Origin of the sequence: Pseudomonas sp. B6002, assembly GCF_013385985.1 — a bacterium.
Classification (GTDB): Bacteria; Pseudomonadota; Gammaproteobacteria; order Pseudomonadales; family Pseudomonadaceae; genus Aquipseudomonas.
This window is the reverse complement of sequence record NZ_JACAOY010000006.1, coordinates 153444-177967: the sequence shown is the minus strand read 5'-3', so window position 1 is coordinate 177967 and position 24524 is coordinate 153444. Positions and strand designations below refer to the sequence as shown.

The window sequence follows — 24524 nt, the reverse complement described above, 5'->3', positions numbered from 1 at the left end:
GATGATCTTGTTGCTGTAACGAGCAATCAAATTGACATCATTTTTTGGGGAAGTTCCATGGGGGGATATGACTTTCGGGCGTACAGTTTTTATGTTTTCGGCGACGCCTGAATCGCCCCTGGCTTCGTAGGCATGCGGAGTGACCGCTTTTGGCCGATTGCCGCCTTTCGCGAAGGGCGGCTCAGGCTCGAGAGCGGACACTCATGACCTTGGAGTTGGCTCCCAATCGCCGACTGCTACGCTGTTCACTCAACCAGAGGAACGCCGATGCCCAACTCAGACCTGCTCCCCTCTCTACTCTCCAAGCTCTACGAAAACCAATTGGCCCTGGAAGCATCCATCATGGAGATTTCCAACTGGGTTGAGCAGCGCGGCTCCGCTGATGTAGCTGAAAACGTCCGTGGCGCCCTTACCGCCATCGATGACAATGAAGAGTTCATCAAGCTCGCCCTAGCGGTACTTATGGCACCTGACTAATCATCAGAAAGCGTGCTGCTCGTCGCCTCAAATCGCGTCACGCCCAAACCTCGATTACTGTATACACATACAGCATTCGAGTTTCTATACCATGCCCATCGATCAAGACACCTGCGAATGGCTCGGATGCCCGACGCCCTTAGAAATGTACAAGCACCAATGCGCCCTTCTCGAGGATGAGCTAACCCAGGCACTGGCCATGCTCAAGAAAGCACGCGCCAACGTCGCCGGCCTGGTGCAGCTCAGCGACGAACTGTCCACCGGCAAAGCGTCTGCGGAGGCTGAACTCAAGAAAGCGCTGTCCGAAGTGACCAGGCTAAACCTGGCTACTTCGGATTTGGGCGCCAAGAACTACAGCCTTCAACTAGTCGCCGAGCAGCGCGACCACCTGTTCAGAGAAAACCAGCGGCTCCTGAGCGAGATTCGTAAAGCTCAACCCCCCAGTGCCAGCTAGGCTCAAATGACGCTTAGAGGGAAGGATTATGTGCGGAAGACTTTCACAGTATCGGGGCATCCATGATTTCGTTGCGGCGCTGAGCATGCCAAATGCCTTGGCAAACTCCGTGGGTGATAAGCCCCTTGAGCGCTATAACGTGGCACCGACAACCCAAGTCGCACTGCTCCACCTAAACGGCGATCTGCTGCACGCCGATCTGGTGCGCTGGGGTTGGCGACCACATTGGGCCAAGGACAGAGCAGCACCGATCAACGCACGCGTCGAGAAGGTCGCCCACGGCCCGTTCTTCCGGGCGATCTGGCCGCACCGAGCGATCACGCCGATAGACAACTGGTTCGAGTGGGTTGATGAGGGCGGGCAAAAGAAACAACCTTATCTGATACGCAGGCGCGACGGTGCGCCGATCTTCTGCGCGTCGATCGGACAGTTACCAGATGCGGATGAAGGCCCAGGCGAGCATGACGGATTCGTGATCATCACCGCCGACAGTGCCGGCGGTATGGTGGACATTCATGACAGGCGCCCGGTAATCCTGACGCCGGAGTTGGCCCGTGAATGGTTGGATCCGGCCACGTCCAAGGAGCGCGCCGAGGAGGTGGTGGTGCATCAAGGCGAAGCGGCCGAGGCTTTCGAATGGTTCAAAGTGAGTGAGGATGTTGGTAACGTGCGAAACCAAAGCGCTCGACTCATTCAACATGCGCGCTGAACCGCATGCGCACCTGATGCAACCGCTAGATTCCGCCTCCCAATACATAGGCCCCCAATGAGCGTAAAAGCATTTGCTACACAGCTTTTGAATTCTGTTAAAGAGGTTAGAACGAACAGTGAAACACTTCAGTGCGACAACCTGATTTCATACCTTGAACAGGTTATCGCCACTGAACCCGGTACCCTGGGCCCGGATCAAATTGAACATCTCAAGGCCCAGCTCCAACTCATGGTTGAAAGGGAGAAAAGTAGTCATGCCTCTGACCTTGAGATGTTCCGCGCGGTAATTCAGTCAGGGCAAAACGCAGTCAAGACTGGGCTTCTGATGAATGGTGGTGCGTCAGTTGCCCTGCTTGCCTTCATTGGAAAACTAACTGAAGAGCAACACTCTCGAATTCCTCCTTTCGCTGACGCTCTGGCGATCTTTGTCGCAGGAGTATTTGCCATAGTCGTAGCATCTGGCTCTACCTACCTAAGCCAGTGGTTTTATGCCGAGTCTGAAACTTGGAAACAGCGTACAGGGCTAGGCTTCAACATACTATCCATCCTTCTTGGCCTAACTTCCTATGGCCTTTTTGTATGGGGAATGCGCACAGCCTACGCGGCGTTTTTAGCGTTCTCATAATTCTTCATCATTTGCTTTCAATGACCTCCCGCACGTAAGCCTGGCATGCCCGCAACGCGATCAGTCCTTGATCGCCTTCTCCGGTGATGGCGAGAATTCGTTGAGCATGCGCTGGGTCAAGTTGGGCTCGACGGGCTGCATGAACCACGCCGACGGCGCCGGCGGCGGAAGGCACGTCGCAACCACTGGCTGGATCCTCGGCAAGGAGGACTGACAGGCGCACATCAGCAGTGGCAAGGCGATCGCGCAGGCGAGCCTGATCACGTTGGGCATCGGATAATTCCTTGGTGTGTTGTTGGTCCTGAGCGGCAAGCTTCTGCTCTATGGCCAGACGTTTGTCCTGCTCGGTGCGCGCTTGGGCAGCAGCGGCATTACCAATGGCTGTCATGTCTTCCTGGTGCAGCAACGCCTGGCTGGCCAGCTTTTCGCTATATCGCCAGTCCTGAACCTGCCAGGTGCCGGAGGTGGTGATCACCATCGCCAGCAAGATGGCTGCCAGTGCCTGGCCCGGGCTCATGCCAGCACCTTCAGGGCCGTCTGATACAGCGCCAGGCGATCGGCTGCGCCGTTCGGCACTCGTCCCTTGCTGCCGGTGTTGATAAGACTGCCAATGTTCTGGATTTCGCCAGCATCGGCCAGCGTATTCAGTCCGTTTGCAGACCAGTACCAGGCCGCCGACAGCGCAGCGTATTGCGGTTGTTCCAGCAGCTCTGGGTGGTTGATCAAGTCGACGCCAAGGGCATCACCGCAGGCGCGGTGGTTGTCCTTACCGGTGATTTGGATCAGGCCCCGGCCCCGGTACAGGTAGCCATCCCCCGAAGCCTCGGGGCCGTTCCCCATACGGCCGCCATAGACGGAATTCCCCATGCGCACTGAGCTACCCGCCAGTTCAGAGGCACGCGGCACCAGGGACCGCCAGCGAGAGCCGGGGCTCGCGGCGTTGCCCAAGGCGACAATCCGGTCGGCCCGGTAGTTAAGGCTCTCGACCAAGCGCGTCAAATGGCCGGACTCATGCCCGACTTGTGCAATGAAGGCCGCAATGCGCTTGGGAGTGACGATGCCGTACTTGCTCATGGCGACATTCAGTGCAGTAACAAAAACGCCGGCTTGGAGGCCGGCGTTCGGGAGGATCTTCAGCAGTTGCTGTTGAGTGATAGGCATGTTTTCTCCAGGCAAAAAAAGCCGCCAAACGGCGGCGGTCAGAATGGTTAAGCGTTTGTTTTTGAGAGGACGTCAAAGCTCCAGAACCTTGACCTCCTTGGATTTCTTCGGCTTCTTGGCTTTGGCTTTGGCTTTGGCCTTGCCCTTCTTGCCGCCGTTGCACTCGACGGTGGTAGACCAGCCCGCCTGGGTGAACACCTGTTCTACCGAGTCGACCAGGTACTCACCATCAATGCCGGCCTTGAAGCCCTTGGCGTTAACGGATCGCTCGGCAAACAGATCAGTGCGCCCAGGCATTTCCAGACGAACGCCCGCCGCCGACCGGTTGAACGCCGTCAGCCGGGCCTTAGCCGCCTGCTCTGCTGCGGTCTTGTTGGGATAGATATGCCGGTCGGTGTGGACCGATGGCAGCCCATCGGGCACATCGGCGTTATCCAGGCTGATGAGCTTCAGCTCGCCGGTTTTCTTGTCTTGGTGCTTGGTGGCCACCGCCTTGTGCGCGTTACGGTCGCCCAGGCGGAATTGCCACCGGCTAACGTCCCGGCGCGTGATGGTGACGGCGCCGAAGGCTTTGCCGCTCGCGCTGGTGCCGCCGTCGCGAGTCATGACAATCAGCTTCCCATCCGCCACCTTGGCCGTGCAGTCGTGCTGCTTGGCAATGCGCGTGATGAAGTTGAAGTCGGACTCGCTGAGCTGATCAGCCCGGGGCACGTTCGTTGAGACGTTGCACACTGGTGTCCAGCCGTTGCGGGCGGCCACGTCGGCCACGATCTTGGACAGCGGCACGTTTTCCCAGCTGCCGCTACGCACGGTCTTGCCGGTACCGCGCATGTCACCGGCCTTGCCGCGCACGACGATGGTGTCAGGCGGGCCGGATATCTCGACCTCATCCACCATGTAACGCCCCAGGCGCACCATGGACGTCTCGGCGTAGCCCATGAATATCTCAATGCCGGCACCGCGCTTTGGCAGCGCCACGGCGCTGTCACGGTCGTCAATGCGCAGCTCAAAGTCGTCCGACTCCATGCCGGGTTTGTCAGTGGTTTTCAGCAGCAACAGGCGGTCATTGATCAGCGCGGTAATGTCTTTACCGTCTGCAACGACACGAAAGCGAGGGGTCATGGTTCACCCTGTTACCCCGCCAACGCGGGGGAATGTTGGCGGCCGTTACGCGTAACGGGAAAAGGGACATCCAGGCCTGGCTAATCCCAAAGCATCACAACTTCTTCAGTCGGTGCTGGCATGTCCGGCAGGACAATCAGCACGCCGGCCCGGTACGGCTGGGCCTCATCGGCCAGGCCCTGATTGGCATCGAGCACGGCCTCTACGGTGCCGACAAGGTGCCCGTAGTAGTTGTTGCAGATGGTATCCAGCAGATCCCCATCAGACGTTCTGCATGTCGTCGCCATAGCGCACAAACTCCAGGGTGAAACCTTGCTTACGCGGGATGCCGCCAGCCAGCAGCGCGCTTTGTTCTTCGTCAATACTGGTCATGCACCACGTACCCAGCACATCGCCATAGCCGGTGGTCAGCGTCAGGGGCTGCAACTTAGCCCCTAGGCTGCGCAGGGTCTCAAGCTGCTTGAGACCGCCCTTGAAGCTCGGAAAAATGGCGCCTTTAAGCGTCAGCTTCTCTTCCCCCATACCGATGGCCTGCTGCGCCGGCCGACGCGTGAGGCGCTCCTGGGAGGCCCAGCGAAAGGCTGACGAACGCCGCAGCTCATCAAAGGCCGCCGTGTCGAGGTTGAAGAAGTACGGCGGCTGCTTCGGATCGCGCGGCTGCATGATCATCAGATGCGGAAAGGGCTTTACCGCTTCAGGCGCAGGCGTGGCATCAACCGCAAAGGCCCCGGTCGGAACAATGCCCGCCAGGGAGGGGCTGGCCTTGCCGGCAAGGCTGTTGATCACTGTTGCCGCCCGGCCGGCCTGCTCCTTCAGTGCGCCCAGGCGCTCGTCAATCTGAGACGCCGCCCGGGTCGCCGCGCTGTACACCGACACCACCTGACCTACCTTCGCCTGGGCGGCCGTAACGCCACGCATAACACGCTGTAGCTTTTCACCCACGGCCGGGCCCACAAAGGGCACGCCCTCAAGTTCAGACGCGGCGCCGCTCAGCTCGCTGATTGCGCCGTCCACTGGCCCAATCACCCCGTCGAGGCTACGGCGGCCGGTTTCGCCCGCCACAGCCAGGTACTTCACGCTTGATTGCAACTGTTCCATGTAGCCCATAAATCCCCCAGGTCAAAGGTGCGAGTCGTCGTAGAGCTTGCGGCTCTCCAGCTGCTGAGTGATTTCGCGCTGCTGCTGTGCGATGTATGGCTGAAGCTCACGGGCAAGCTGTGCCGGATCCTTCACATCGCCCTGCACCGTCACCTGAATAGGCGCGCTGATATCAACCTTCTGCTCGATCTTCGGCGCCGGCGGCTTAGTCGGCACGGCCATCAGCGAAACCGCCCCGGGCGCGCTCGATGTCGGTTGTGAGGCCAGTGAGCGCACCACGTCGCCACCTACCGGGCCCGGCGTTTTTACCGCCCCTGGCATCAACAGCGGGCCAGTGCCAGCGCCATTGGCCCCAAAGGACGCCGCGATCCCGCCCATAACAGGCGGGATGTCCTTGCCGGCATTGGCCATCATCAGCGGCCCGGCGTCCGGCATTTTCTTCAGCCCCTCATCACCACCGAAGAATGACTTGCCCAGGTATCCGCCCAGGGCATCGCCGCCCATGCTGCCCAGGTAAGCGCCCAGCAACCCGCCAACGACCGTGCCGATGATCGGCACCGCCGAGCCAATCGCCGCACCGGCCGCAGCGCCGGCGAGCGTACCCGCCAAACCGCCTGCCGCTTCGCCGTAGCCTTCGGCCTTTTCATCCCGCGTCGTGGCGTTATCGTAGGTGTCCTTGATCTTGAAACCAGCCTCAACGACCGCCAACGCGGCGATCCCCTTCACCGCCATGCCGACCTTGCCACCCTTCCCGCCTTTACCCTCTTTGCCGCCCTTACCGCCGCCGTCCACACCGCCATCCAGCCCACCCAAACCGCCTGCAGGAAGGTTGGTCACGATTACCTTCTGAGGGATGTTCGGGTTGCCCATCAGCGATCCACGGCCGATGTTCAACAGCCCTCGGCCAATCTTCAGCGCACTCAAGGCCGCGCCCAGCGTGACAGCGCCGGCCGCGACACCGGCAATCACCGCCGTTACGGGCTGATACTTGTTGGCCAGGTCAGCCAATGCATAACCGACCTTGCCCAAGCCATCCGCCACCTTGTCGGTCAACGGCCGCAGGCCATCACCCAGGCTGATCATCGACGCTTCCATGCCTGCAGTGGCTGCCGACCATTTGCGATTGGAGGTCTCCCGGGCCTTGGCCGCGTCGGCCTCGATCTTGGTCTTGCCGTCGGTGTCCTTGATCGTGACCATATCGGCCTTGATCTTGTCGCCGTATTTGATTTGCGCGAGCAAACCCGCACTGGCGCTCTGATCGCTGACGATGTTGGCCAGGCCAGCCGCCTCAGTCAGGGCCACCATGGCCTGCTGTTCCTCGGCGCTGCCATCCGCCGCCGCCTTGATCTTGGCCTTGAGGGCATCGATCTTCTTGGCCTTCGCAGGATCCTGACGCTTGATCATTTCCTGGCTGAGCATGATGAAGGCATCGACCGGGTTGGCCGCCTTGCCGCTTTTCGTCGCAGCCAGAATAGAGCCGGCCAGGTCATAGCCTTCCTTGGCAAAGCGCTCCTGGCTGGTGTTGCTGATCACCGCGTTCAACAGGTTGTTCATGTTTGTTGCGGCGGCCGCAGAGTCCTGCGTTTGGGAGTACTGCGACTGCAAACTGGCCCCCAGAAAGCGCACCGCCTCCGGGCCTTCCATACCCAGGCGCTTGATGTTGCCGAGCATGGACGGCAGATACCGCGCCATGTCCTTGGGGCCAAAGGCGCCGATATCGCCCGCCGCCGCCACCTGGCCCAGCATGCCGGCCATGTCCTCTTTCTTGACCCCGGCCTCCTTGAACGAGTTGATCAAGGTTGCGATGGTTTCGGCTTCCATGCCCTGGCCGTCGATCAAGTCGGCAATTTGACCGGCGTATTCGCTGGCCTCCTTCCACTCAACACCCTTTTCGATCAGGCCACCGACCGCCTTGGCGAGCAACTGGCGACTCATGCCCTTGTCGTCCGCGATGGTCGAAACCATCTGCGCCATCTTGCCTTCGTCTTCAGTGCCGGCCGTGTGCGCCCATAGCGACATCTGACGCACTTGCGCCTGGTAGTCGCCGGATATCTTGGTGGGAATGGCGACTGCCGCTGTCAGCTTTGTTGCATGCCCAAACGAGCCCTTTAGCCCGTCTTTGCCCTGCTTGATTTGGGTGTGGCCAAGCGCCTTCAGCTCAGCCCCACGGGCCACCTGGCCAAGCTTTTGGTACTCATTACGCAATTTGCCGACCTCGACGCCCTGCTCTTTCAGGGTCTTGAGGTTGGACTCCAATTTTTTTAGCAGGCCATCTGCTGAAGCGGATCCGCTGTCATGGGCTTTTTTCCACTCATCCCGTAAGCGGATGGTGTCGCCAATGGTGCTTTGCAGTACCCGGGCTTTCGACCCCTGATCACTGAGTTTTTTGATTCGCCCTTCGACGTCCTTGAAGGCAGCACCGACGGTTGAACTGATCGCGCCACCGATGACTACGCCCAGCGCTAGATTGTTCGCCATGGGTCACTCCGAAAAGGTCCAGGCGGCTCACTCCTTGAGCCACCAGATCATCGTTGAGAAAGACATGCTCTCGATTTCGCTGGCCGAGAAAGACATTTCCCGGGCCAGCCGCTGAGCCAACTTTCTCTGTATTTCCTCGTTAAACCCGGTCCTCGCGCACCAGGCGAAAATAACCAACCTGAAGGCGTTTGTAGTCACGCACGCTCAGTTCCACCAGATCATTTGGGCCTGCATCCGTCAGGCTGGCGAACAGGACCAGTTCGATTTGCTCCTCGTCACCAGGCGCGGCCTTGGTCGCGTTGCGAACCTCGCGAATAGTCGGGGAACGCATGGTCAACTGATCAGTGTCGACCTGATTGACCTTGACGATTTTGGACAGTTTGATAATTGCCGAGTCCGCGCTAACGGTCAGCCATTCAGGGGTTTTTTCGATGTTTTGAGCCATGGGTTGCTTTCCTTACAGGCCGAGGTCGCGGCGAACGCCAGCGAGTTGGTCAACGCCATTGATGACGCGAACCGCGTTAACAGGATCGATTTCAAACATGCGCACGCCACCGACTTCCAGCTTGTAGTAGCTGACGCTGACGGAGTACTTGAATTCAGCGTCGCCGCCCGGCTTCCACTCGCCCGGGTCCAGCTCAGAGAGCATGCCGCGAATGGTGGCGACCACCGCCGTGGTAGCGCCCTTCTGACCCTTGAACGAGCCCCGGAACACACCGTTGAACGCGGTCTGATCGGCCAGGCCAAAGAACTTCATCGCTGCCGCACGGACGCCCTTGGTGCTGAAAGACGCCTCCAGCTTTTCCATGCCCTGATCCATATCAATGGGGGCATCCATACCGCCGCCCTGGTACTCGCCGGTTTTGATTTTCATCTTGGGCAAGCTCAAGGTCGGCACGTCGCCGGCAAAGCTCATGCCGTCGATAAACATGTTCATCATGAACAACGTTTGGGGAATCATGGACATCGCGAAGCCTCCTTAGGCCTTGGAATCAATAACTTCGGTGAGCCACTGATTGGTGACTTCAACGAGGAACGTAGGGTTTTCAGCCGGTGGCACGTCGGTGAAACGAATGCGCCAAGTGACCTTGCCCTGCTCCAACTGACTGGCCGTGTTCAGCTCATCGTCGGGGAACACTTCGAAGTTGATCACCGCGCCCTGTTTCTTCAGGTCGCGCATGAAGTTCTCCAGGCCCTCGGTGACGTCGCTGACGTAGGTCTTGGTGATCGAGCGGTCGACCGCCCACTTGTGCCCGTATAGGATCGCGTCCATGACGATATCTTGAGTGCGCACACGCGTAACAAACGCCCACTTGGGATCGCTGGAACAGGTCCGGTTGCCCCACAGGCGGTAGCCATCGTCGCGAATGATCGTGGTGATGTTCGCGTTGTTGAGTACGTTGGCCCGGCACGTCGCATCGCCGTCCAAAAACTCGATAGGCCGCGTGGTGCCGGTGATGCCGACAAACTCCTTGTTCGACGGCGAGGCCCAGAAGCCGTATTCGTTATCGGTCCAGGCGAACAGGCCAGCCACCCAGGCCGAGGCCGGCGCGTCGACGGTCTCGCTCAGAGCCGTGTCCCAGGTCTGCACGCCCGGATCAACCAGAAACACACGCTTGCTGCCAAAGCTCTTGGCGTAGGCAATGACCGCCTCGTCGGTAGTGTTTGGGCCGTCGACGATGGCCAGGCCGCGCAGCTTGCCGGCGAGTGCATCCATCGAGGTGGCGACCGCCTGCGTTGCGCTATGCCCTGGGGCAATCAGCAAACGGGGCTGGGCATTGAAGCGGCTCTTACCATCGAGCAGCGCCTGTAGGCCGGTACGCTGGCCGTCGGCCAGTTCGCCGCCGATGATGGCCGAGGTCTGCAAAGCCGGCGTGGCCAGCTTCTCGACGCCGCACGCCACGATCACCGCCTTGGCGCGCATGTAGATCGCCTTGATGGATTTGGTGATCGCCGCGTCTTCGCCCCAGGCCGCCACCGCTTCGCTTTCGCGTGTGATCAGCAGCACCTGGTTAGGCTTGGCCGTTGCCTTCGGCCCCGGGGTGAAGGTGTCGCACAGACCGATAATCGAGGACGACGGCAGCGAGATAATGCGCGCGCCGGTGTCCACGTTGGTGACGGTCACACCGTGAAAGAAACTCATAGGGCAATCTCCAGAAACGAAAAAGCCCCGCATAAGCGAGGCCGTGGGTTGTTCGTGTTACGCGTAACGGAAAAGAAAAGGCCCCGACAGTGCGGGGCGTCTATTGGGTTTGATCGGCAATCCAGCCCAGCGCGACCGGGCGATGCTCGCTATCCGGGAATTCAGGCGACTGCGGCCAGTCGCGCAGCGCCTGCATGTAGAGCAAAAGCTCCGTGAACTGCTCACCGGTCAGGGATGTTTCTACCGAGATTTCCAACTGATCCCGATGACGCTCGCGCAACCACATGAGGCTGGCCAGCTCCCCGTCACGCCATGCGCGCTCTCGCACTGCGAGCGCCTCACTCCCTGGCAGCGACGGAACAATCTCGGGCGGGGATTGGCTCCAGTATTCGCCAGGCCCGACATCATCAGGGCTACCCACTGCACGAAATGCCGGCCGATCAACACAAATTGCATAGCTCATAAGCTGTCCTCGTAGCCCCTGCAACCAAGTACGCCGGCGTTAATGCTGCTAGCGAAGTTCAAGCTCCTGCCAACACTGTCCAGGGTGATAACAGCGCTATCGAATTGGTTGGCTTCGTTAGTGATACTCAAGACGATACCCACAAGAAGGGTTCCGGCTCGCCCTACCTGCACCGTGCCACCTGGGGACGACTGCGTACTGATGAAAATTTCAATAGCCGACGCCGTTGGAGGAACAAAGGGGTCGATTGAAACACTTACACCAGTGCCGCTAATCGTCCCCTGGACTCCCTGGGCCATGACAAGGTTACCGGCTACGTTTGTCCCTACCCTTGGGCTCATGGTGACCCTGCCATCAGTCTGATCGAAACACAGGGGGTACTTGTTCGCTGTGGCGTCGGTAGGGAATGCGTTCACACGCTTAGCAATGTAACCAGCAGGCAATACCGGCGCATATACAAAGCGCAGCGGCGCAGCGGCGCCCGTGGTGGTTGCCGGGGCGCTTGCAGTGATTTGGGTTGGTGAGTCGACCGACTTGATAAACACACCAGGCGGGAAGCTCGCCCCGGAAAACTGCACACCGGGATACATTTTAGCTGTACTGGCAATGCCTGAAATTACCGCAGAACCCGCAGTGGTGCTGCCTGTAACTACAGGGATAAGCGCCGCAATTCCCGCTGTCACATCACCATTTGTCGCCACCCAAGTGCTGTACCAGCTCGACGCTGCAAGGACTCCAGCGTCCAACCCTCCAAGCCCCACGGTTGCGAGGTTGACGCTCAGATCCAAAAACTCGACCACTCGCGCTGATACACCTTCACCTATGGTCAAGCTACGCGCCCTGATTGCAATCAGCGCGTTTGTACCCGCGGCCGAAACAGAGAGCCCCTTGTAACCCGAGAGCGTCATTTTCCTCAGCGCGCGCACCTCAGCCTCAAGCGCGGCAACATCAATATTCCCCTGATTGATCGGTGCGTTCCAGGCCTTGATGCACCACATCACCGCCAAGTTACGCGGGCGAGTTTCTGATCCGCCTGTGGCTTCGATACCGTTGCTAGTGTTTTGGCCGAGAGCAGCATAACCAGGAGAGCCCCAGTTGCCGCCAGCCTGATTACCGTATTGCAGCCGGTGGGTGTGAGACTTAAACATGTCCTCTTGCCAGCTTCCTATGGCCCGGCCAGCATCAACGCCCCGCCCATGATCCCAGCCCCGCAGGAATTCACCGCGCGACTCAGGCAAACGGAAGTTCCCGGTGCCCTCATCCCCCTTGTTGAACGCTCCACCCAGGAACATTGCCAGGTCAGGATAAGCCGCCACGCTCTTGACGCTCCCGTCCAGCTCCAGAAAGCCCGGCGCTACCTTGTTCACCGGAAAACTCATCATCGAGCCCACCGGCAACGCCGAGGCCTGGGCGATCATCGCCGTGATTTGGTCCTTGGTGTACGTGTCGGTAATGCCATACCCCGCCAGCGTAGTCGGGTTAGATCCAGACACGAAAACGCCACGGTCATTGACCGTGACTTTGGTGTAAGTCCCTGCGGGCTTGTTCGCCGGCAGAAGCCCGCCAACCGCCTCATCGACGTACTGACGCGTTGCCAGCACCACCGACGGGTCAATCTTCAGCTGAATGTTCGAGGTGCCACTGGTGATGATGTGCATCCGCACCACCTGATTTCGCCCCGATCCCTGGGCCAGCACTGGTTTGTAACTCGGCGGCGCGTTGGCCACCGCAGAAAACACACCGTCCTTGTCCTCAAGGGCCAGCTCACGCACCCACCAGCCGCCTACGTCAGGCGGCAACACCACCTCGGCAATCAGCACATTGGCGTCAGTGGGAGACACCCGCAGCTGATTAATTTGGGCGCGGTGGACCTGATTGACCAGCTTGGTTTGCGAAGGGTTGGGCACCGGGTCGGTGCCGTTCGCATCACCGATCAACATGTAACGCGGCTCCCAAGGGATCCCCAGGGCATCGCAGTTGGTCTTCTTGGCGGCCCCCTGCGTGGTGATCATGCCGCCAAAAATAGAGTTTTTATCAACCATGTGAGTACACATCCAGTTCGTCGAGGGTGTATTCGCCAACGCCCGTGCGTCCCTGGATCACCACGTCGATATCGGGGTTGGCCCAGGGGTAAACGTCAATCTCATCGCCGTCATAAACAGCGAAGCCGGCATAGGCGTCCAAGCGCGTTTCTAGCGTTATGTCGAGGCCGGTCAGGTGCCGGCTCACGGGCTTTGCGTCGTCAATCAGGCGCTCAAGCTCACCGAACATTTCTTCGGTGATACCGGTGTCGAGTACGCCAACCCGCAAGGCGAATGTCGCGGGCGGGCCTTCGGGCACCGTTTGCCACCACTCGATCACCTCCAGCAGGTAGCCAAGCGGCTCGACCACACGGCGCAGCGCGCCGATGGTTCCTTTGCGTGAGTGGATATAAAACGACGCCCGTACCGCGTTGCGTTTGGCCGCCACGGTCCAACGATCGTCCCAGCGATCGACAGACCAGGCCCACGCAAGGTGGGGCAGCAAATGAACGGGGCACGTCGCGGGGTTATAGAGCGAGCGCAGCGGGATCACGGTTTGATCCGTACTCGCCGCCTCAATGGCACGCTCCAGCTGTGTGCTATTGATCGGGAGTAGGCTTTTCATGTCACTCCCCCAGCTTGACGCTGTAACCCGTGCAGAATGCCGCCTGCGCCTCTGTAGGGGCCAGATCCTGCCAGCCGATCAACTCGACCCGCGAAACCGCTGGTACGTGGACCTGCGCGTCTACAGCAGAGCGCGCCACCTCAACGCCCAGGCGTTTGCGCGGATTGATCCAGGCCGCCAGGCGCCTTTCAGCTTCGGCCAGCGCTACAGCGCTTTCAGGGCCCGGGCCCTTCATGTACAGCACTGCGTCAATTCGATACGGCAGCACCTGGGCGCTTTGCACCGTCACCCGGTCGCCCAGCGGCCGGACGTTTTCATCGTTGACAGCCTTTGCAACCACGGCCAGCAAATCGGGGCCGACTGCCCCATCGCCTTCCAGCCCCAGCACCGTTACCGTAACGCATGCCGGCGCGGGGCTTTCAGCGGACGCATCCGCCACCAGTGCAGAGGCGTTGCGCGCATGCAACTTGTAACTGTTGCGCGGCCCGGCCGTCGTCAGGCCCTCATAGGCCATCTGGATACGCTCGCGGTAAGCGTCGTCACTTTCGGTGATCTTCTCCACCGGTGGAACCGCGCGCAGATCCTCGGCCTGGATTACCAGGCGCGGCGTGTTGACGTTCGCCCCAAGCTGATCGAGGTCACTCCGGATCGCATGGGCCAACATCAGCGCCTTGGCCGCATCGTTCACCCGGGCACGATCACCAATGCGCGCATAGGCGCCGGCTTCCAGCAACTTGACCACCGGATCGCTTTCAAGCGGCGCGCTCCAGTTGTCGCCCATGAACTCACGGAACACGCCGAGCGACTCCGTGTAGACCTCTTCAAAGTCCAGGGGCTCAAGCACGTCCGGCGCCGGCAACTCCGACAGGTCAACGATACTCATACACTTACCTCTAGAAATACGCTGTCGCCCAGGTAGCTACCGGTGACTTGAATCTTGATCAACCCACCCAGGACAGAGACAGCCTGCAAGCGCTCCAACTTCAAGCTCGGCTCCCAGCGCCCCAACGCCCTGCTCGCCTCGGCCTGAACGGCCCCCTTCCAACCCTCGTTAACCGGCAGGTCCACGTACCGGCGCAGTTTGCTGCCGTACTCCGGCCGCTGCCGACGACTGCCTAGCGGGGTGCTCAGAATGTCCTCAATGCTCTGGCGAAGACGCGCGAGGCCCGAAATGGGCTGGCCGGTGTGGCGGTCCATTCCGATCATCTGGATCACTCCTGCAGCAGTTCGAATTCCTCATGGGCCTTGAGGTATTCCAGCGCCTCGGCGTCCGTGGCCTGTACCGTTACCTGCGCCTTGAGAACCGCCAGAGGGCGGCCGCTGTCGGGCAGGATCAGGATGCGCGAGGTGTAGAGCTTGTCGCGAAACGTTGAGCTTGGCTCGGCGCCGGCGACTGGTGTTTCAGAAGTCTTGGCCATGGTTTCCCCCGGACACAAAAAAGCCCGCGCGCGGCGGGCCTGTGAAATTGAACGGCTAGTGTTTGTGGTTTGCGCTGTTGCCGCCTGCGTCGAGGATCTTGCCGGCACTGGTGATGTCTTGCACCGCATGCAAAGCGCCCGTGACCGATACGTCTTGCGTTACGGATAACGACCCTTCGATGGCCACGTCAGCAATAAACTTGACGTTGGCGGTCTTGACCGTCACCGCGTTATCCGTAACGTCAGCCTCAGTTTCCCCGACCTTGATGCTCACCGTACCCGAGGGAACGGTGATGGTGTAGCTCTTGGCCACCCAGTCATAGACCAGGGAACCCCCATCATCGAAGCGCCACACCTCGACGTGATCGCGATTATCCGGGGCAGCACCGGCGCCGCCGTACAACCCCGGAACAAACGTCCCCATACCGGCCTGGCCGCTGGGGTTGAATAAAATCCCCTGCTCGCCCAGGCTCGGCGCACGCCAGTGGCGGGCCTTGCCCGCGGCCTGGCTGTGCCAGCGCACCCAGGCACTGACCCAATCGCCCGACTTGACCCGCACGGCCGGGGCCATCAGATCCACCCCGACCACCACGCACGGCATGATCATCGCGGCGATCATGCGGTCATGCTCGCCCTGGGCCCAGCTCATGGCGCGCCCCCAGGGCTGTCAGCATCCGGGACGCTCGACAGATTGAGGCTACGCATGTCGGGGGTTTCCGGTTGCCATGGCCACACCATTTCCCCAACGCGCATCACCTGCGTCCACTGGACCACCCACACAAGGAAGCTGGCCAGCTCAGGACTGGAATCATCTGGACGCGCCGATACGTCCTTAGTGCATTCGACAAAATCCAGATCCCAGTATTGGGCATGCAGCAACATGGACAGCTTTGCAGCCAGCCAGGAAGCCTGTAAGGACGCATGCGGCAATACTGGATCCACCAGAATGATCGCCTGGAACGTACCGCGTAGGACCATCTCACCCGTCCCCACGTCCGAGTCAGGGTGAAACTCAGACAGCCCGAAAAACACCGCCGGCAAATTAAAACTGTTATCCATTTCTGGGTACGCCTCGACCGTAACGGCCGCCGGCATGCCCGCCTTGATGGTGGCGGTCATGGCGTCATGCAGAGTCTCGAATACGTTCATTGCCGGGCCTCAATATCACGTCGACCATACCCGAGCCATCAGGCTTGAGCTGCACGACCACATAGGCCCCACCGCCATCCACCGGCGGCAGATCCAGAATTAGGGGGGTGCCCTTCTTGAATCCCACAGTGTCGATCACGCGGGCCGTAAACGTCGGTTGCTGCACGTCTTCGGCATTCGCTACGGCGCCGATTCGGTGACTACCGCCAGACAGCTCGCCGCTGATAAACGGGGAAACAAAAGTACCGAACAGCTCGGTGCCATCGTCACGAATCGCGCGGTCACCCAGGCGGCCCACCAGCAGCGCGTCCATTCGCGCGGCCAGGGCGCGAAAGCGACCGGCGCGCATCACGGAATCAACAGCGCTTCAGCGAAACCGCCAGACGCATCGGAAAGCAGTTTGCCGAAAGGCACAGCATCCGCCGTGCCGTCTGCCACAAGACCACCGGCCAACAAACTGACCTTGGCCCCGAGCTTCAAGGCACCGGTGACGGGCAGCAACCACGAGCCGCCCAAGGCCCCCACACACGACTCGCCCTTCTTGGTGGTGTCCAACGGCACCACAACCAGGGTATTGATCACCAGCGGAACGCCGGAGGTCGTGCCAGCAGTTGGGGAAGTAAAGTTGAGCGTCTTCCCGGCGCTTTGATAATTCTTAGCCATCGTTCAATTCTCCAGAACGCAAAAACAATAAACCCCGCACTAGGCGGGGTCGTCAGGGACAGCTGGGATTACTTGCCGGCGGCGCTGTACAGGCCACGGAAGTCGGCAGGTGCAACACCTGCGTCGATACGTACCTTGCTGGCCACACCATCGACGCTGAAGCCGTTTTGCTGCTCAACGTATGGAGTATCGATGCCGTTGAGGTAGGCGACCTCGATGGTGTCGGCGCCCTGCTTGGCCGCCATGTACCAGGCCGACGAAGATGCATCATCCAGGCGCGGCTCACCGATCACTTGGGCAAAGCCTCGGATCGGGTTAATGATGCCGGAATTGACATCAGCCCCTGGGACTGACGCCGAGTTGATCAACTGATTGGCCCTGTCTTCTAGGGCCACCGGCGTCAGCACGTAAGCCGGGCGAATGTTCAAAGTGCGCGCCTTGCCACCGTCGACCTGAGTTTTCTGCGAAGCCATCGCAGTCTTGCCGGCGATCAAGCTGGTAATCGACAGCTCAGACGCCGGGCCAGCCGCGTTGTTTTTACGCGCGGCATCAAACAGCGACTTACCATCGCGCATTTTCGGTGGGCTAGTCAGCACTGCGTAGACCAAATCGCCGATGGTCGCGCGGGCGGCCTGGCCCATCTTGTAAGGTACGTCACTCAACAACGACAGATCGTCATTGATGATCGCCTGACGGGTGATCGAAAAAAGCTCGCCGTAGGTGGCCAACGTGATCGGCTCGCCGCGATCACTCAGGGTGATGTGCTTGTATTCGGCGCCCGGGCGCACTTCGCGCAAACTTGGGAACTCACCCAAGCCGACCCGCGAAGAGGTTTTGAAGTCGCTCAGTTGGCCTTTTTTGGTCCAAAGCTGGAATGTCTCCGGCGCCTCCTCCCAGCCCTGCAATACCGACTTACCAGAGATATCCAGCAGAATCTGCCCGAAATCACTGGAGCTATGAGTGAATGCCAGGCCGACCATCTGCATTGGGTTGAGCGTCGCCACTAGAATGCCACGCTCGGTCAGAGAGGCGCGGGCCAGCTCGCGCATGCTCATGTGATTGAGGCCGTTGCTGGCCTCGATTGCAGCGATACCGATTCGCGCTTCCAGGCAGGCACGTACGGAGTCTCCAACCAAATTACCGTTGGAGACATGGCCATGCATTCCGGGAATGCTCGACGGGGTGGACTGCTCGCCCAATTTCGCCAGCAACTGCGCCCGGGCACTCTCGACAGTGCAAGCCATGTCAGTCACACAAGCCTGCAACAGCTCGGCATGAGCAGCAGCAAAGCCGCCGAAAGCGTTGGTAATGCCGGTGCGGCGCTCGCCCTCTTCCGCAATGATCTGGGCTCGAATTTGGTCGGCCGACAGCGAATTCGCCGGCGCCGGCGCCGGTGCCGGGACAGGCACGGGAGCCGGCGACGGTGCAGGCAATTGGTTACGCGGGTTCATCAGGCTATTAAAAGCTTCTGGCGGCATGTGTTCAAACTCCTGCATGCGTTTCGATTTGAGTTGTGCGGCAGCTACCAGTGGATCAATCAACTGATCAGCAAAGCCCGCTGCCACCGCTTCGCTGCCATCCATCCATGTTTCATCCTTCAACAACGCGTGAATTGCTTCCGCGCTTTTGCCGGTCTTGCCGACGTAGGCCTGCACCAACGTTCCTTCAACCTTGTCGAGCAGGTCGGCATAACGGCGCATGTCATCCGCATCGCCACCCTGCGCGCCCCAGGGCTTGTGAATCATCATCATGGCGTTGGTGGGCATGTACACCTTGTCACCCGCCATCGCGATCACGCTGGCCATGGAAGCCGCTAGGCCGTCGATGTACACATCTACACGGGCCGGGTGGGCCTTCAGCGTGTTGTAGATCGCCATGCCGGCAAACACATCGCCGCCCGGCGAATGAATACGCAGATTGATTTGTGAAACGTCACCGCAGGCCGCCAGATCCTGTGCGAACTGCTTGGCGGTAATACCCCATCCGCCAATCTCGTCGTACAGCAAAATTTCGACACTGCCACGCGCCATGGCGCGCATTGAGTACCAACTTTCCACTGGCTGGTTTGCCGCGGTGATCACGGACGACACCGACGAATGAGCCGATGCCCTAGGCATCGTCAGCGGCGGCGCTTCAGGCTTTATCTTTCTCGTTTGATAGGTCTGCATTGAAGGTCACTTTCCCGTAGAACTTGTGATAGGCATCTGAGCTGAACACCAGCTTTTTAGCCCGGTTGCTTTCGATTTCCGCCTGACGCGATCGCTTAAGCTCTTGCGGGTTGCGCCCACGCGCCCGGGCCACTTCGGCCTCATCGGCAAAACCACTCTGTACCAGTTGATCCCAGGCGTTGGCCTCATGCACCGGGTTGATCCAGGGCATTACCGGCCCCTGATAAACTGCGCTGTACACCGAGTCCATGTTGACGTCGCCAGGGGGGATCAGTACGCCGCTGACCAGCGCCATTTCGATAAAGGCCCTGTAGACCTTGCGCGACCAGTAGTCGATGAACTCGTGCTGCAGAAGGTCGTACCCCAGCTGCGACTCCACCAACTCCTGGCGTTGGGCCGAGTAAGTACCGGTATATGTCCGCGTCGCCGTGGAGTAGCCAATGCGTGTACCGCACGAAACGGCACGGAGCTGACCGTTACGGAAACTCTCCACAAACTGGCTGGGCCGATTGCTTTCGATCATGCCCACGTCTTCGCCGGGCAACAGCCCGTCAAACACCATGCCGGGGGCAATCGGAATACTTCGGGCGCCGGTGGCCTGGCCATCTTTGCCAGCAGTCGTAGGCGCAACCACGTAGTCTTCGGTTGAGCCCTTCTTGATGAACATCGCCAGGGCTGCGCTGATACGAGCGGCTACGCGCTCACTTTCCTCGTAGTCCTTGATATCCGCCAAGCGCGTTATCACCGCGTGCAACAACGGCTGCCCCCGGTTCTGACCAATCCGCTTGCGATAAGCGATGTGCAGCATCCGATTCGCCGGTACGAATTTGGTATCTGCCGACAGGCTGAAACCCAAGGCGCTACCCGGGTGACGCTTCAACAGGTTATAACCGGTGACCCGGCGCCAAGCGTCACGTGTGATGCCCTGGCAAATCCCCTTCGATTCATCGTTGTAGTTCCAAGGCAGGTAATCTGGCTCCAGCAACTCCAGGGTAAATGGCACTTTATGCAGGTGCTTGAAGTTGGGTACCTTGCCCAATAGTTGCTGGGCCAGCGCCTCACCATCGCGCAGCCAGGTGCGGCACACCAGGCGCTCCATTTGTGCCCGGGTCAACTCGCCCGAGGTCTCCGGTCGCAAGGACCACTCGGCCCACAGATCTTTAATCTGCGCCGCGAACTCCAGGTGAATATTGCCCGCGTGGTCCAGCGGCAACGGCTCTACCGCGATCCCTGCACCACCCACCACCCGCTCTTCCAACCGGTCGAAAATGCCCGTCACCAGGTCGTGATCTTCGTCCAGTTTTCGAGCCTGGCCGCGCAACGATTCCGCATCGCGCTGCAATGAACTGTCAGCGCTTCGCGTTTGCCGCTTTGCCTTGTGTGTACGCGAGACCTCGGCCGCCTCAAAGGCTTGGATGCCACTGCGTGCCGCCAGACGCCGCAACCCTGCGCCAGGGCTAACCGCCGCAATGCAGCGGTCGAGGAAGTTCACCGAAATTCAGCCAGGGAATAACCCGGACTGCCTTGCGCGGCGGCCCGCTGGGCGTTAACCCGGCGCTCCCATTCGCGTCGTCCTGCTTGGATTTGCGGCAATTCGGCCATGGTGTGGGTACGTCCGTTAAAAACGGTCGTTTTACCCAGCAGAATGGCGGCCTCTGCCTCCAGATACTGGTCCAGCATCTCCTGCGCGCTTATAGCCATCCGTTACTTTCCACGTTATGCCGGTCGCCTTGGGCGTCGACTTGAGTTAATGGGGGCTCAGGCCGCGCCAATTCAATCGGCGGCTCTGATTCTTCTGGCTCGTCCACGTCAGGCGCCTCTGGCACCTCCCATGTGCCCGAAGACGGCACGAACTGCGCTTCCATGGCGAGCTGATCCAGATCCAGACCGAACCGCTCTTGACTGATCCGCAGGGCGGCCAGTGCGTATACAAAACAGTCGAGGGCTTCATTCCGGCGACGGCCATTAGTCCAGCGCTGAACGCGGCGCCCTTTAGAGATCACCCACTCCTTACGCTCACTGGTCAACTGCTTCATTTCGTCTTCGTCGCATACCTGCTCGTTAAGGGGCAGGTGGACACACTCAGGCACCGGACGGCCGCCGTCCGGTTCGATTTTCAAGCGGCTGTAAATCAGTTCCTTGGCGTTGTCCGTGCCGACTTCCGTGAGGTAAACCCGGTCACCCTTGGTTTTTTTCTTAGGGAAATTGGCAATCTTCTTGCCGTAGGTTGCAGCACCAAACACCGGGATAACCCAGGTGACGCCGTGTTTTTTACTTTCTTTGCGCACCTCGTCCGAGTAGTGCCCCCCGGAATCCCAGCACCAGCGATCTACACGCATCAGCGTGCCGTCTTCGCGGGTAAATTGGCGGCGAATCTCTTGGCCAACCTTCTTGCGCAACTCGACGCTGGCAGGGTCACCGGTCAGCACCCAACGGTGAATCAACCATGCTTCCTCACCTGCACCGAAGGCCCACACACGCCCCTCATACCGGTCATCCTGCGTGTCGATCCCGCCGAACAATGCAACGCCACGAGCGGGTACCTTCAGGTAGTTGCTGCGCCGCTTGGCCAGTACTTCCCATTCCAGTTTCTCGCCTTGGTCCTCTTCCCAGGCTTCGCCAAGGGTGGTGTTGATAAAGGTCTTGAGCTTGCCTCGGTCCTTGCCTACTTTCAGCCATTCACTGACCACCGAAGCCCAGGTAACGAACTCGGAGTAAACGGTCCAGATGTGGAACGTGACAGATCGTGGCGTGGTGATTGGCTGATCGTCAGCAGAAAACCAATCCATCCCGTCACGCGTCCAAACGCCCTGCCGTTCGCAGATGTAGCGCCCAGCAACCGACGCCTGGATCATTTCGTGGTATTCGAACGTGCAGCCGTTGCCGGACTCACACAAGTACCAGGCTTTTTCTACCTGGCCATAACTATCGAGCCGCCAGCGCATGCCGAAGGGTTTGTCGAACGCCCCCCATTTCAAATGCTGCTCTGTGCCACAGCATGGGCATTTGATGTTGAACCGCAGGAAGTGCGGCGACTCATCAGCCGCCCGGCTGATTTGGCAGCCCTCTCCAACTGACTCGTCATCCTCGCCGCTGGCGACGATTACACCAGGGGTAGATCCGCGAATTGACTTGGGAAACGTCGCCCCCTCAAGACGCTTATCTCCCAGCATAGTCGGGGAGCCTTCGCCCTCGATGTCAGCATCGAACTTCGACAGCTCGTCGTAGATCACCTCGTCGGGGCTTTTCTCCCGATAGTTACGTGCGGCCTTGCCACCCAGGCACCAAAGCATTTTCGAGTTATCAAAACGCTTTTCGTCCAGGGTGTTGTCCCGGTGCTTCACGCCGTACCAAGGCGCCAAAGCACGCACCAAGGGAACGTCGCGGATCATCGTTTCGATGTGCCGTTTCATCATGGTGTCACCGTCGGGATCGGTTGGGCACCACGACAACACGTTGCGTTTCTTGTGCTGGATCTTGTAGCCCTTATTGGCTACCAACATCTTGGTATAGCCAACCCGCGCTGACTTCAGCACGTTGACGACGGCGATCAGGTCATTACCCATCGCGTTGAGAATGGCAACCTGAAACGGTGCCGTAGTCCACCGACCTTCCTGATAGGACGACTCGGAAGACAGGTAAAAATGCTTATTCGCCCACTCAACTGCCGTCAGTGGTGGCTCTTTGTAGAGACCGGTCAGGCCCTTACGGACGCTATCAATCAGCGCCCTCATCCAGGGCTTCGACGAACTCATCTAGAAGCTCCGGCAAGGTATCGGCCAGGTTGACCGCTTCGTTCCGCGTAACGGCTATTTCACGTTGGATAGCCTCGATGTGACGCACCTCGATATCCGGGTGCTTGCGTTTCACTTTGATGTGAATGGTGTCCAGGGTTGAGCCGAGCATGGCGCTCAACTTGCCCAAGGCGAACAGGCAGAAATCCACCGGTACCAGCTTCTTAGCCTTTACCCGATTGCGCATTTCTTGGGCGTCGGCTTGCTCAGTGGTTAACCGTAATTTCTGCTGCGCTTGTTTGTACTCGATCAGCGGATCAATGGGTTGGCCATCGTCGTCGAGTGGTTGTTGCTTCTCGCCCTTGTGAACCAGCCGGTTGTCGAGCACAGAACGCACGTCATAAAACGACTCGCGGCCGATCTTGGCAATTGGCGTCACGCCCCATTTATCGAAGGCTTGCGTGGTAATTCCAAGACTGTCAGCCATTCGAGACTTGTTCAGCCACTCAGGTTTTCGGGTGATCAATTGATTAGCCATAACTACACAACAACCAACCTTTGAAAATGGGTCATATATAGCGAAGACGCGGGCCTCGAATTACCCCCTGAGGGGGGTGGGATCCGGGAGTACCTTTTGGATAATTATTCTCATTTGAGGCACATGGCCGTACGACGTCGTGGTCATTTCGCCTTCCGGACCGCTTCTGCCAGGGACTGGCGCACCTGCTCGGGCAAGCTGTCGCGCACAACACGATCAGCAACGCCGTAGAAGTCGAGCCGATGCTTGTAGGTCGGGCGAGCCGCGAAGGCCAACATGATTTGCAACCCCGCCGAGTCCTTGCTGGTGCGCTGCGCAATACCAACGGCCTTGCTACCCTTACCCAGCACAAAGAAGCGCTTACTGTTGCCCCGACTCCGGCGGCTATCGGTGCTGTTTGCGTACTTATCACCTTGGGCGCCGAGACCAGACAGAACCTTCTGCATCACACCACGACTGATGTTGCCGTGACTATCCAGCGTCATTCCACCGCCCGGCATCAGAAAGCGACCAGATGAAAGAATGCCTCGGGCACCCAGCAGTTTCTCGCTGCGCTTGGCATGTCGCTCACCGCCGTCAACCTCAGGCAGAAGCCAGCGAATGGGCGCGTCGGCCTTGGATGCATAGTCCTTGACCCACACCACCGCACCATGCCCACCCTTCTTGGCAGGACGAACGAAAATACTGTTGAGCGTGAATCGAGTAGGCCGGTCAAACACCCTGGCCATTTCCTCAATCTCTGCCGCCTCGACCAGTTTTGCGGTACGGGTCTGAGCCAACGCCAAAGCAAATGGCAACTGCCGCCGCTCTAGGTCACTTAGCTTCTTCTTGAGAAGGTCGCCGCCCTTGGTTTCGATCTTAAGCATGCCCCCTCCTTCCAATAAGCCTACCTACTGACCGTTTGCGTTTGGGCCCGAAGCCGGGGCATTCACACCCACCTTTCGTGCCAAAAACTGCGTATACAGACCACCGGCAACGTCTGCGCCTATCACGGCGATTACGATGCCCAGACCGGCGGCGAGATAGAGGTTGTTCCAAAGCGCCATTGCGAGCAGTAGCGTGGCCATACCCAGTAGGCCAGAAGCGAGAAAGCGCAGTGCTACTCGCTGAAGGATCTGGCGAAGACTCAAGTCACTACCGGATGCGCGAAGCATTTCTCCAGACAAACCGGCGAGGCTCAGCAGAACCAACAACCACAGAGGTACATCGGCCAGAGCCTGATGCTCGGAGTTCATCTTGAGTCCTCAAATAGGTCGGCCTCCACGTCGTTGGCATCCGCTTTAGGCAAGGAGACAGGTGTGGGGCCGAAAACAAAAAAGCCCCGCTCAATGGCAGGGCTTGTAAATAGGCACAAAAAACGCGGCTCAATGGCCCGGCTTTGAAGGCGTCTCGCTGCGTACACAGCAATACACGCTGCTATGAAAACAGACTTATTCCGCGCGGAAAAGCTGTTTATTTGAAAATATCACTGCACCC

General features: G+C 59.4%; 30 protein-coding genes. 4 read left to right on the top strand and 26 right to left on the bottom strand.

Annotated elements, in window-relative coordinates; translation table 11 throughout:
- The first annotated feature begins 267 nt into the window (after positions 1-267).
- The 4 genes from HX792_RS08085 to HX792_RS08070 all read left to right on the top strand — a co-directional run bounded on the left by HX792_RS08085 (position 268) and on the right by HX792_RS08070 (position 2267).
- On the top strand, positions 268-477 hold the full coding sequence (locus tag HX792_RS08085; RefSeq protein WP_176995572.1) for a hypothetical protein: 210 nt from the start codon (positions 268-270) through the stop codon (positions 475-477).
- Positions 478-568: 91 nt separating this feature from the next.
- Positions 569-931: a hypothetical protein gene (locus HX792_RS08080; protein WP_176995571.1), complete on the top strand. Its 363-nt coding sequence runs from the start codon at positions 569-571 to the stop codon at positions 929-931.
- Between the two features lie 28 nt (positions 932-959).
- A complete protein-coding gene (locus HX792_RS08075) occupies positions 960-1640 on the top strand; it encodes an SOS response-associated peptidase family protein (protein ID WP_176995570.1) in 681 nt (226 codons plus the stop codon).
- Between the two features lie 57 nt (positions 1641-1697).
- Positions 1698-2267: a hypothetical protein gene (locus HX792_RS08070; protein WP_176995569.1), complete on the top strand. Its 570-nt coding sequence runs from the start codon at positions 1698-1700 to the stop codon at positions 2265-2267.
- Positions 2268-2274: 7 nt separating this feature from the next.
- Here the strand turns inward: HX792_RS08070 and HX792_RS08065 are convergent, their stop codons facing one another.
- From HX792_RS08065 to HX792_RS07940, 26 genes are all read right to left on the bottom strand, one after another.
- Positions 2275-2784 (bottom strand): lysis system i-spanin subunit Rz, encoded by a 510-nt coding sequence (locus HX792_RS08065; protein ID WP_176995568.1) that lies wholly within the window; start codon positions 2782-2784, stop codon positions 2275-2277.
- Positions 2781-3428, bottom strand: coding sequence for a glycoside hydrolase family 19 protein (locus HX792_RS08060; RefSeq protein ID WP_176995567.1), 648 nt, complete (start codon positions 3426-3428; stop codon positions 2781-2783). The genes HX792_RS08065 and HX792_RS08060 overlap by 4 nt, the downstream gene beginning before the upstream one ends.
- A gap of 72 nt (positions 3429-3500) precedes the next feature.
- A complete protein-coding gene (locus tag HX792_RS08055; protein ID WP_176995566.1) occupies positions 3501-4550 on the bottom strand; it encodes a phage late control D family protein in 1050 nt (349 codons plus the stop codon).
- A gap of 80 nt (positions 4551-4630) precedes the next feature.
- Positions 4631-4837, bottom strand: coding sequence for a tail protein X (locus HX792_RS08050; RefSeq protein WP_176995565.1), 207 nt, complete (start codon positions 4835-4837; stop codon positions 4631-4633).
- Entirely contained in the window at positions 4812-5657 is an 846-nt protein-coding gene (locus HX792_RS08045) for a phage tail protein (RefSeq protein ID WP_176995564.1), read from the bottom strand. The genes HX792_RS08050 and HX792_RS08045 overlap by 26 nt, the downstream gene beginning before the upstream one ends.
- A gap of 12 nt (positions 5658-5669) precedes the next feature.
- Positions 5670-8126, bottom strand: a complete 2457-nt coding sequence (locus HX792_RS08040; protein ID WP_176995563.1) for a phage tail tape measure protein — start codon at positions 8124-8126, stop codon at positions 5670-5672.
- Positions 8127-8265: 139 nt separating this feature from the next.
- Positions 8266-8571, bottom strand: coding sequence for a phage tail assembly protein (locus tag HX792_RS08035; RefSeq protein ID WP_176995562.1), 306 nt, complete (start codon positions 8569-8571; stop codon positions 8266-8268).
- A gap of 12 nt (positions 8572-8583) precedes the next feature.
- A complete protein-coding gene (locus tag HX792_RS08030) occupies positions 8584-9087 on the bottom strand; it encodes a phage major tail tube protein (protein ID WP_176996162.1) in 504 nt (167 codons plus the stop codon).
- A gap of 18 nt (positions 9088-9105) precedes the next feature.
- Positions 9106-10269, bottom strand: coding sequence for a phage tail sheath family protein (locus HX792_RS08025; protein ID WP_176995561.1), 1164 nt, complete (start codon positions 10267-10269; stop codon positions 9106-9108).
- A gap of 100 nt (positions 10270-10369) precedes the next feature.
- Positions 10370-10732 (bottom strand): phage tail assembly chaperone, encoded by a 363-nt coding sequence (locus tag HX792_RS08020; protein WP_176995560.1) that lies wholly within the window; start codon positions 10730-10732, stop codon positions 10370-10372.
- Positions 10729-12774, bottom strand: coding sequence for a phage tail protein (locus HX792_RS30320; RefSeq protein ID WP_256349820.1), 2046 nt, complete (start codon positions 12772-12774; stop codon positions 10729-10731). The genes HX792_RS08020 and HX792_RS30320 overlap by 4 nt, the downstream gene beginning before the upstream one ends.
- Positions 12767-13378 carry a phage tail protein I gene (locus tag HX792_RS08010; protein ID WP_176995559.1) on the bottom strand — a complete coding sequence of 204 codons (612 nt, stop codon included), beginning with the start codon at positions 13376-13378 and terminating at the stop codon, positions 12767-12769. The genes HX792_RS30320 and HX792_RS08010 overlap by 8 nt, the downstream gene beginning before the upstream one ends.
- A gap of 1 nt (position 13379) precedes the next feature.
- Positions 13380-14261 (bottom strand): baseplate J/gp47 family protein, encoded by an 882-nt coding sequence (locus tag HX792_RS08005; protein WP_176995558.1) that lies wholly within the window; start codon positions 14259-14261, stop codon positions 13380-13382.
- On the bottom strand, positions 14258-14584 hold the full coding sequence (locus HX792_RS08000; RefSeq protein ID WP_176995557.1) for a GPW/gp25 family protein: 327 nt from the start codon (positions 14582-14584) through the stop codon (positions 14258-14260). The genes HX792_RS08005 and HX792_RS08000 overlap by 4 nt, the downstream gene beginning before the upstream one ends.
- Before the next feature lie 5 nt (positions 14585-14589).
- Positions 14590-14796, bottom strand: a complete 207-nt coding sequence (locus HX792_RS07995) for a hypothetical protein (RefSeq protein ID WP_176995556.1) — start codon at positions 14794-14796, stop codon at positions 14590-14592.
- Positions 14797-14851: 55 nt separating this feature from the next.
- Positions 14852-15445, bottom strand: coding sequence for a phage baseplate assembly protein V (locus HX792_RS07990; RefSeq protein WP_176995555.1), 594 nt, complete (start codon positions 15443-15445; stop codon positions 14852-14854).
- Complete coding sequence (locus HX792_RS07985; RefSeq protein WP_176995554.1) at positions 15442-15945, bottom strand: hypothetical protein; 504 nt, start codon at positions 15943-15945, stop codon at positions 15442-15444. The genes HX792_RS07990 and HX792_RS07985 overlap by 4 nt, the downstream gene beginning before the upstream one ends.
- Entirely contained in the window at positions 15920-16258 is a 339-nt protein-coding gene (locus HX792_RS07980; protein ID WP_256349819.1) for a hypothetical protein, read from the bottom strand. Before HX792_RS07980 ends, HX792_RS07985 begins: the two co-directional genes overlap by 26 nt.
- A 35-nt stretch (positions 16259-16293) precedes the next feature.
- A complete protein-coding gene (locus HX792_RS07975) occupies positions 16294-16608 on the bottom strand; it encodes a DUF2190 family protein (RefSeq protein ID WP_176995552.1) in 315 nt (104 codons plus the stop codon).
- A 68-nt stretch (positions 16609-16676) separates the two neighbouring features.
- The gene (locus tag HX792_RS07970; protein WP_218172616.1) at positions 16677-18725 is read right to left on the bottom strand and encodes a ClpP-like prohead protease/major capsid protein fusion protein; all 2049 of its coding nucleotides are present in this window, start codon (positions 18723-18725) and stop codon (positions 16677-16679) included.
- A 16-nt stretch (positions 18726-18741) separates the two neighbouring features.
- Positions 18742-20268 carry a phage portal protein gene (locus HX792_RS07965; protein ID WP_176995551.1) on the bottom strand — a complete coding sequence of 509 codons (1527 nt, stop codon included), beginning with the start codon at positions 20266-20268 and terminating at the stop codon, positions 18742-18744.
- On the bottom strand, positions 20265-20477 hold the full coding sequence (locus tag HX792_RS07960) for a primosomal replication protein PriB/PriC domain protein (RefSeq protein WP_176995550.1): 213 nt from the start codon (positions 20475-20477) through the stop codon (positions 20265-20267). Before HX792_RS07960 ends, HX792_RS07965 begins: the two co-directional genes overlap by 4 nt.
- On the bottom strand, positions 20468-22531 hold the full coding sequence (locus HX792_RS07955; RefSeq protein WP_176995549.1) for a phage terminase large subunit family protein: 2064 nt from the start codon (positions 22529-22531) through the stop codon (positions 20468-20470). The genes HX792_RS07960 and HX792_RS07955 overlap by 10 nt, the downstream gene beginning before the upstream one ends.
- Entirely contained in the window at positions 22494-23048 is a 555-nt protein-coding gene (locus HX792_RS07950; RefSeq protein WP_176995548.1) for a terminase small subunit, read from the bottom strand. Before HX792_RS07950 ends, HX792_RS07955 begins: the two co-directional genes overlap by 38 nt.
- A gap of 143 nt (positions 23049-23191) precedes the next feature.
- On the bottom strand, positions 23192-23914 hold the full coding sequence (locus HX792_RS07945; protein WP_176995547.1) for a hypothetical protein: 723 nt from the start codon (positions 23912-23914) through the stop codon (positions 23192-23194).
- 24 nt (positions 23915-23938) lie between these two features.
- Entirely contained in the window at positions 23939-24283 is a 345-nt protein-coding gene (locus HX792_RS07940) for a phage holin family protein (protein ID WP_176995546.1), read from the bottom strand.
- Between the last annotated feature and the right edge of the window lie 241 nt (positions 24284-24524).

Excerpts from the sequence above, each read along its gene's own strand:
- HX792_RS08085 (WP_176995572.1), top strand. The coding sequence starts at position 268 with ATGCCCAACTCAGACCTGCTCCCCTCTCTACTCTCCAAGCTCTACGAA.
- HX792_RS08080 (WP_176995571.1), top strand. The coding sequence starts at position 569 with ATGCCCATCGATCAAGACACCTGCGAATGGCTCGGATGCCCGACGCCC.
- HX792_RS08075 (WP_176995570.1), top strand. The coding sequence starts at position 960 with ATGTGCGGAAGACTTTCACAGTATCGGGGCATCCATGATTTCGTTGCG.
- HX792_RS08070 (WP_176995569.1), top strand. The coding sequence starts at position 1,698 with ATGAGCGTAAAAGCATTTGCTACACAGCTTTTGAATTCTGTTAAAGAG.
- HX792_RS08065 (WP_176995568.1), bottom strand. The coding sequence starts at position 2,784 with ATGAGCCCGGGCCAGGCACTGGCAGCCATCTTGCTGGCGATGGTGATC.
- HX792_RS08060 (WP_176995567.1), bottom strand. The coding sequence starts at position 3,428 with ATGCCTATCACTCAACAGCAACTGCTGAAGATCCTCCCGAACGCCGGC.
- HX792_RS08055 (WP_176995566.1), bottom strand. The coding sequence starts at position 4,550 with ATGACCCCTCGCTTTCGTGTCGTTGCAGACGGTAAAGACATTACCGCG.
- HX792_RS08050 (WP_176995565.1), bottom strand. The coding sequence starts at position 4,837 with ATGGCGACGACATGCAGAACGTCTGATGGGGATCTGCTGGATACCATC.
- HX792_RS08045 (WP_176995564.1), bottom strand. The coding sequence starts at position 5,657 with ATGGGCTACATGGAACAGTTGCAATCAAGCGTGAAGTACCTGGCTGTG.
- HX792_RS08040 (WP_176995563.1), bottom strand. The coding sequence starts at position 8,126 with ATGGCGAACAATCTAGCGCTGGGCGTAGTCATCGGTGGCGCGATCAGT.
- HX792_RS08035 (WP_176995562.1), bottom strand. The coding sequence starts at position 8,571 with ATGGCTCAAAACATCGAAAAAACCCCTGAATGGCTGACCGTTAGCGCG.
- HX792_RS08030 (WP_176996162.1), bottom strand. The coding sequence starts at position 9,087 with ATGATTCCCCAAACGTTGTTCATGATGAACATGTTTATCGACGGCATG.
- HX792_RS08025 (WP_176995561.1), bottom strand. The coding sequence starts at position 10,269 with ATGAGTTTCTTTCACGGTGTGACCGTCACCAACGTGGACACCGGCGCG.
- HX792_RS08020 (WP_176995560.1), bottom strand. The coding sequence starts at position 10,732 with ATGAGCTATGCAATTTGTGTTGATCGGCCGGCATTTCGTGCAGTGGGT.
- HX792_RS30320 (WP_256349820.1), bottom strand. The coding sequence starts at position 12,774 with ATGGTTGATAAAAACTCTATTTTTGGCGGCATGATCACCACGCAGGGG.
- HX792_RS08010 (WP_176995559.1), bottom strand. The coding sequence starts at position 13,378 with ATGAAAAGCCTACTCCCGATCAATAGCACACAGCTGGAGCGTGCCATT.
- HX792_RS08005 (WP_176995558.1), bottom strand. The coding sequence starts at position 14,261 with ATGAGTATCGTTGACCTGTCGGAGTTGCCGGCGCCGGACGTGCTTGAG.
- HX792_RS08000 (WP_176995557.1), bottom strand. The coding sequence starts at position 14,584 with ATGATCGGAATGGACCGCCACACCGGCCAGCCCATTTCGGGCCTCGCG.
- HX792_RS07995 (WP_176995556.1), bottom strand. The coding sequence starts at position 14,796 with ATGGCCAAGACTTCTGAAACACCAGTCGCCGGCGCCGAGCCAAGCTCA.
- HX792_RS07990 (WP_176995555.1), bottom strand. The coding sequence starts at position 15,445 with ATGAGCTGGGCCCAGGGCGAGCATGACCGCATGATCGCCGCGATGATC.
- HX792_RS07985 (WP_176995554.1), bottom strand. The coding sequence starts at position 15,945 with ATGAACGTATTCGAGACTCTGCATGACGCCATGACCGCCACCATCAAG.
- HX792_RS07980 (WP_256349819.1), bottom strand. The coding sequence starts at position 16,258 with ATGGACGCGCTGCTGGTGGGCCGCCTGGGTGACCGCGCGATTCGTGAC.
- HX792_RS07975 (WP_176995552.1), bottom strand. The coding sequence starts at position 16,608 with ATGGCTAAGAATTATCAAAGCGCCGGGAAGACGCTCAACTTTACTTCC.
- HX792_RS07970 (WP_218172616.1), bottom strand. The coding sequence starts at position 18,725 with ATGCCTAGGGCATCGGCTCATTCGTCGGTGTCGTCCGTGATCACCGCG.
- HX792_RS07960 (WP_176995550.1), bottom strand. The coding sequence starts at position 20,477 with ATGGCTATAAGCGCGCAGGAGATGCTGGACCAGTATCTGGAGGCAGAG.
- HX792_RS07955 (WP_176995549.1), bottom strand. The coding sequence starts at position 22,531 with ATGAGTTCGTCGAAGCCCTGGATGAGGGCGCTGATTGATAGCGTCCGT.
- HX792_RS07950 (WP_176995548.1), bottom strand. The coding sequence starts at position 23,048 with ATGGCTAATCAATTGATCACCCGAAAACCTGAGTGGCTGAACAAGTCT.
- HX792_RS07945 (WP_176995547.1), bottom strand. The coding sequence starts at position 23,914 with ATGCTTAAGATCGAAACCAAGGGCGGCGACCTTCTCAAGAAGAAGCTA.
- HX792_RS07940 (WP_176995546.1), bottom strand. The coding sequence starts at position 24,283 with ATGAACTCCGAGCATCAGGCTCTGGCCGATGTACCTCTGTGGTTGTTG.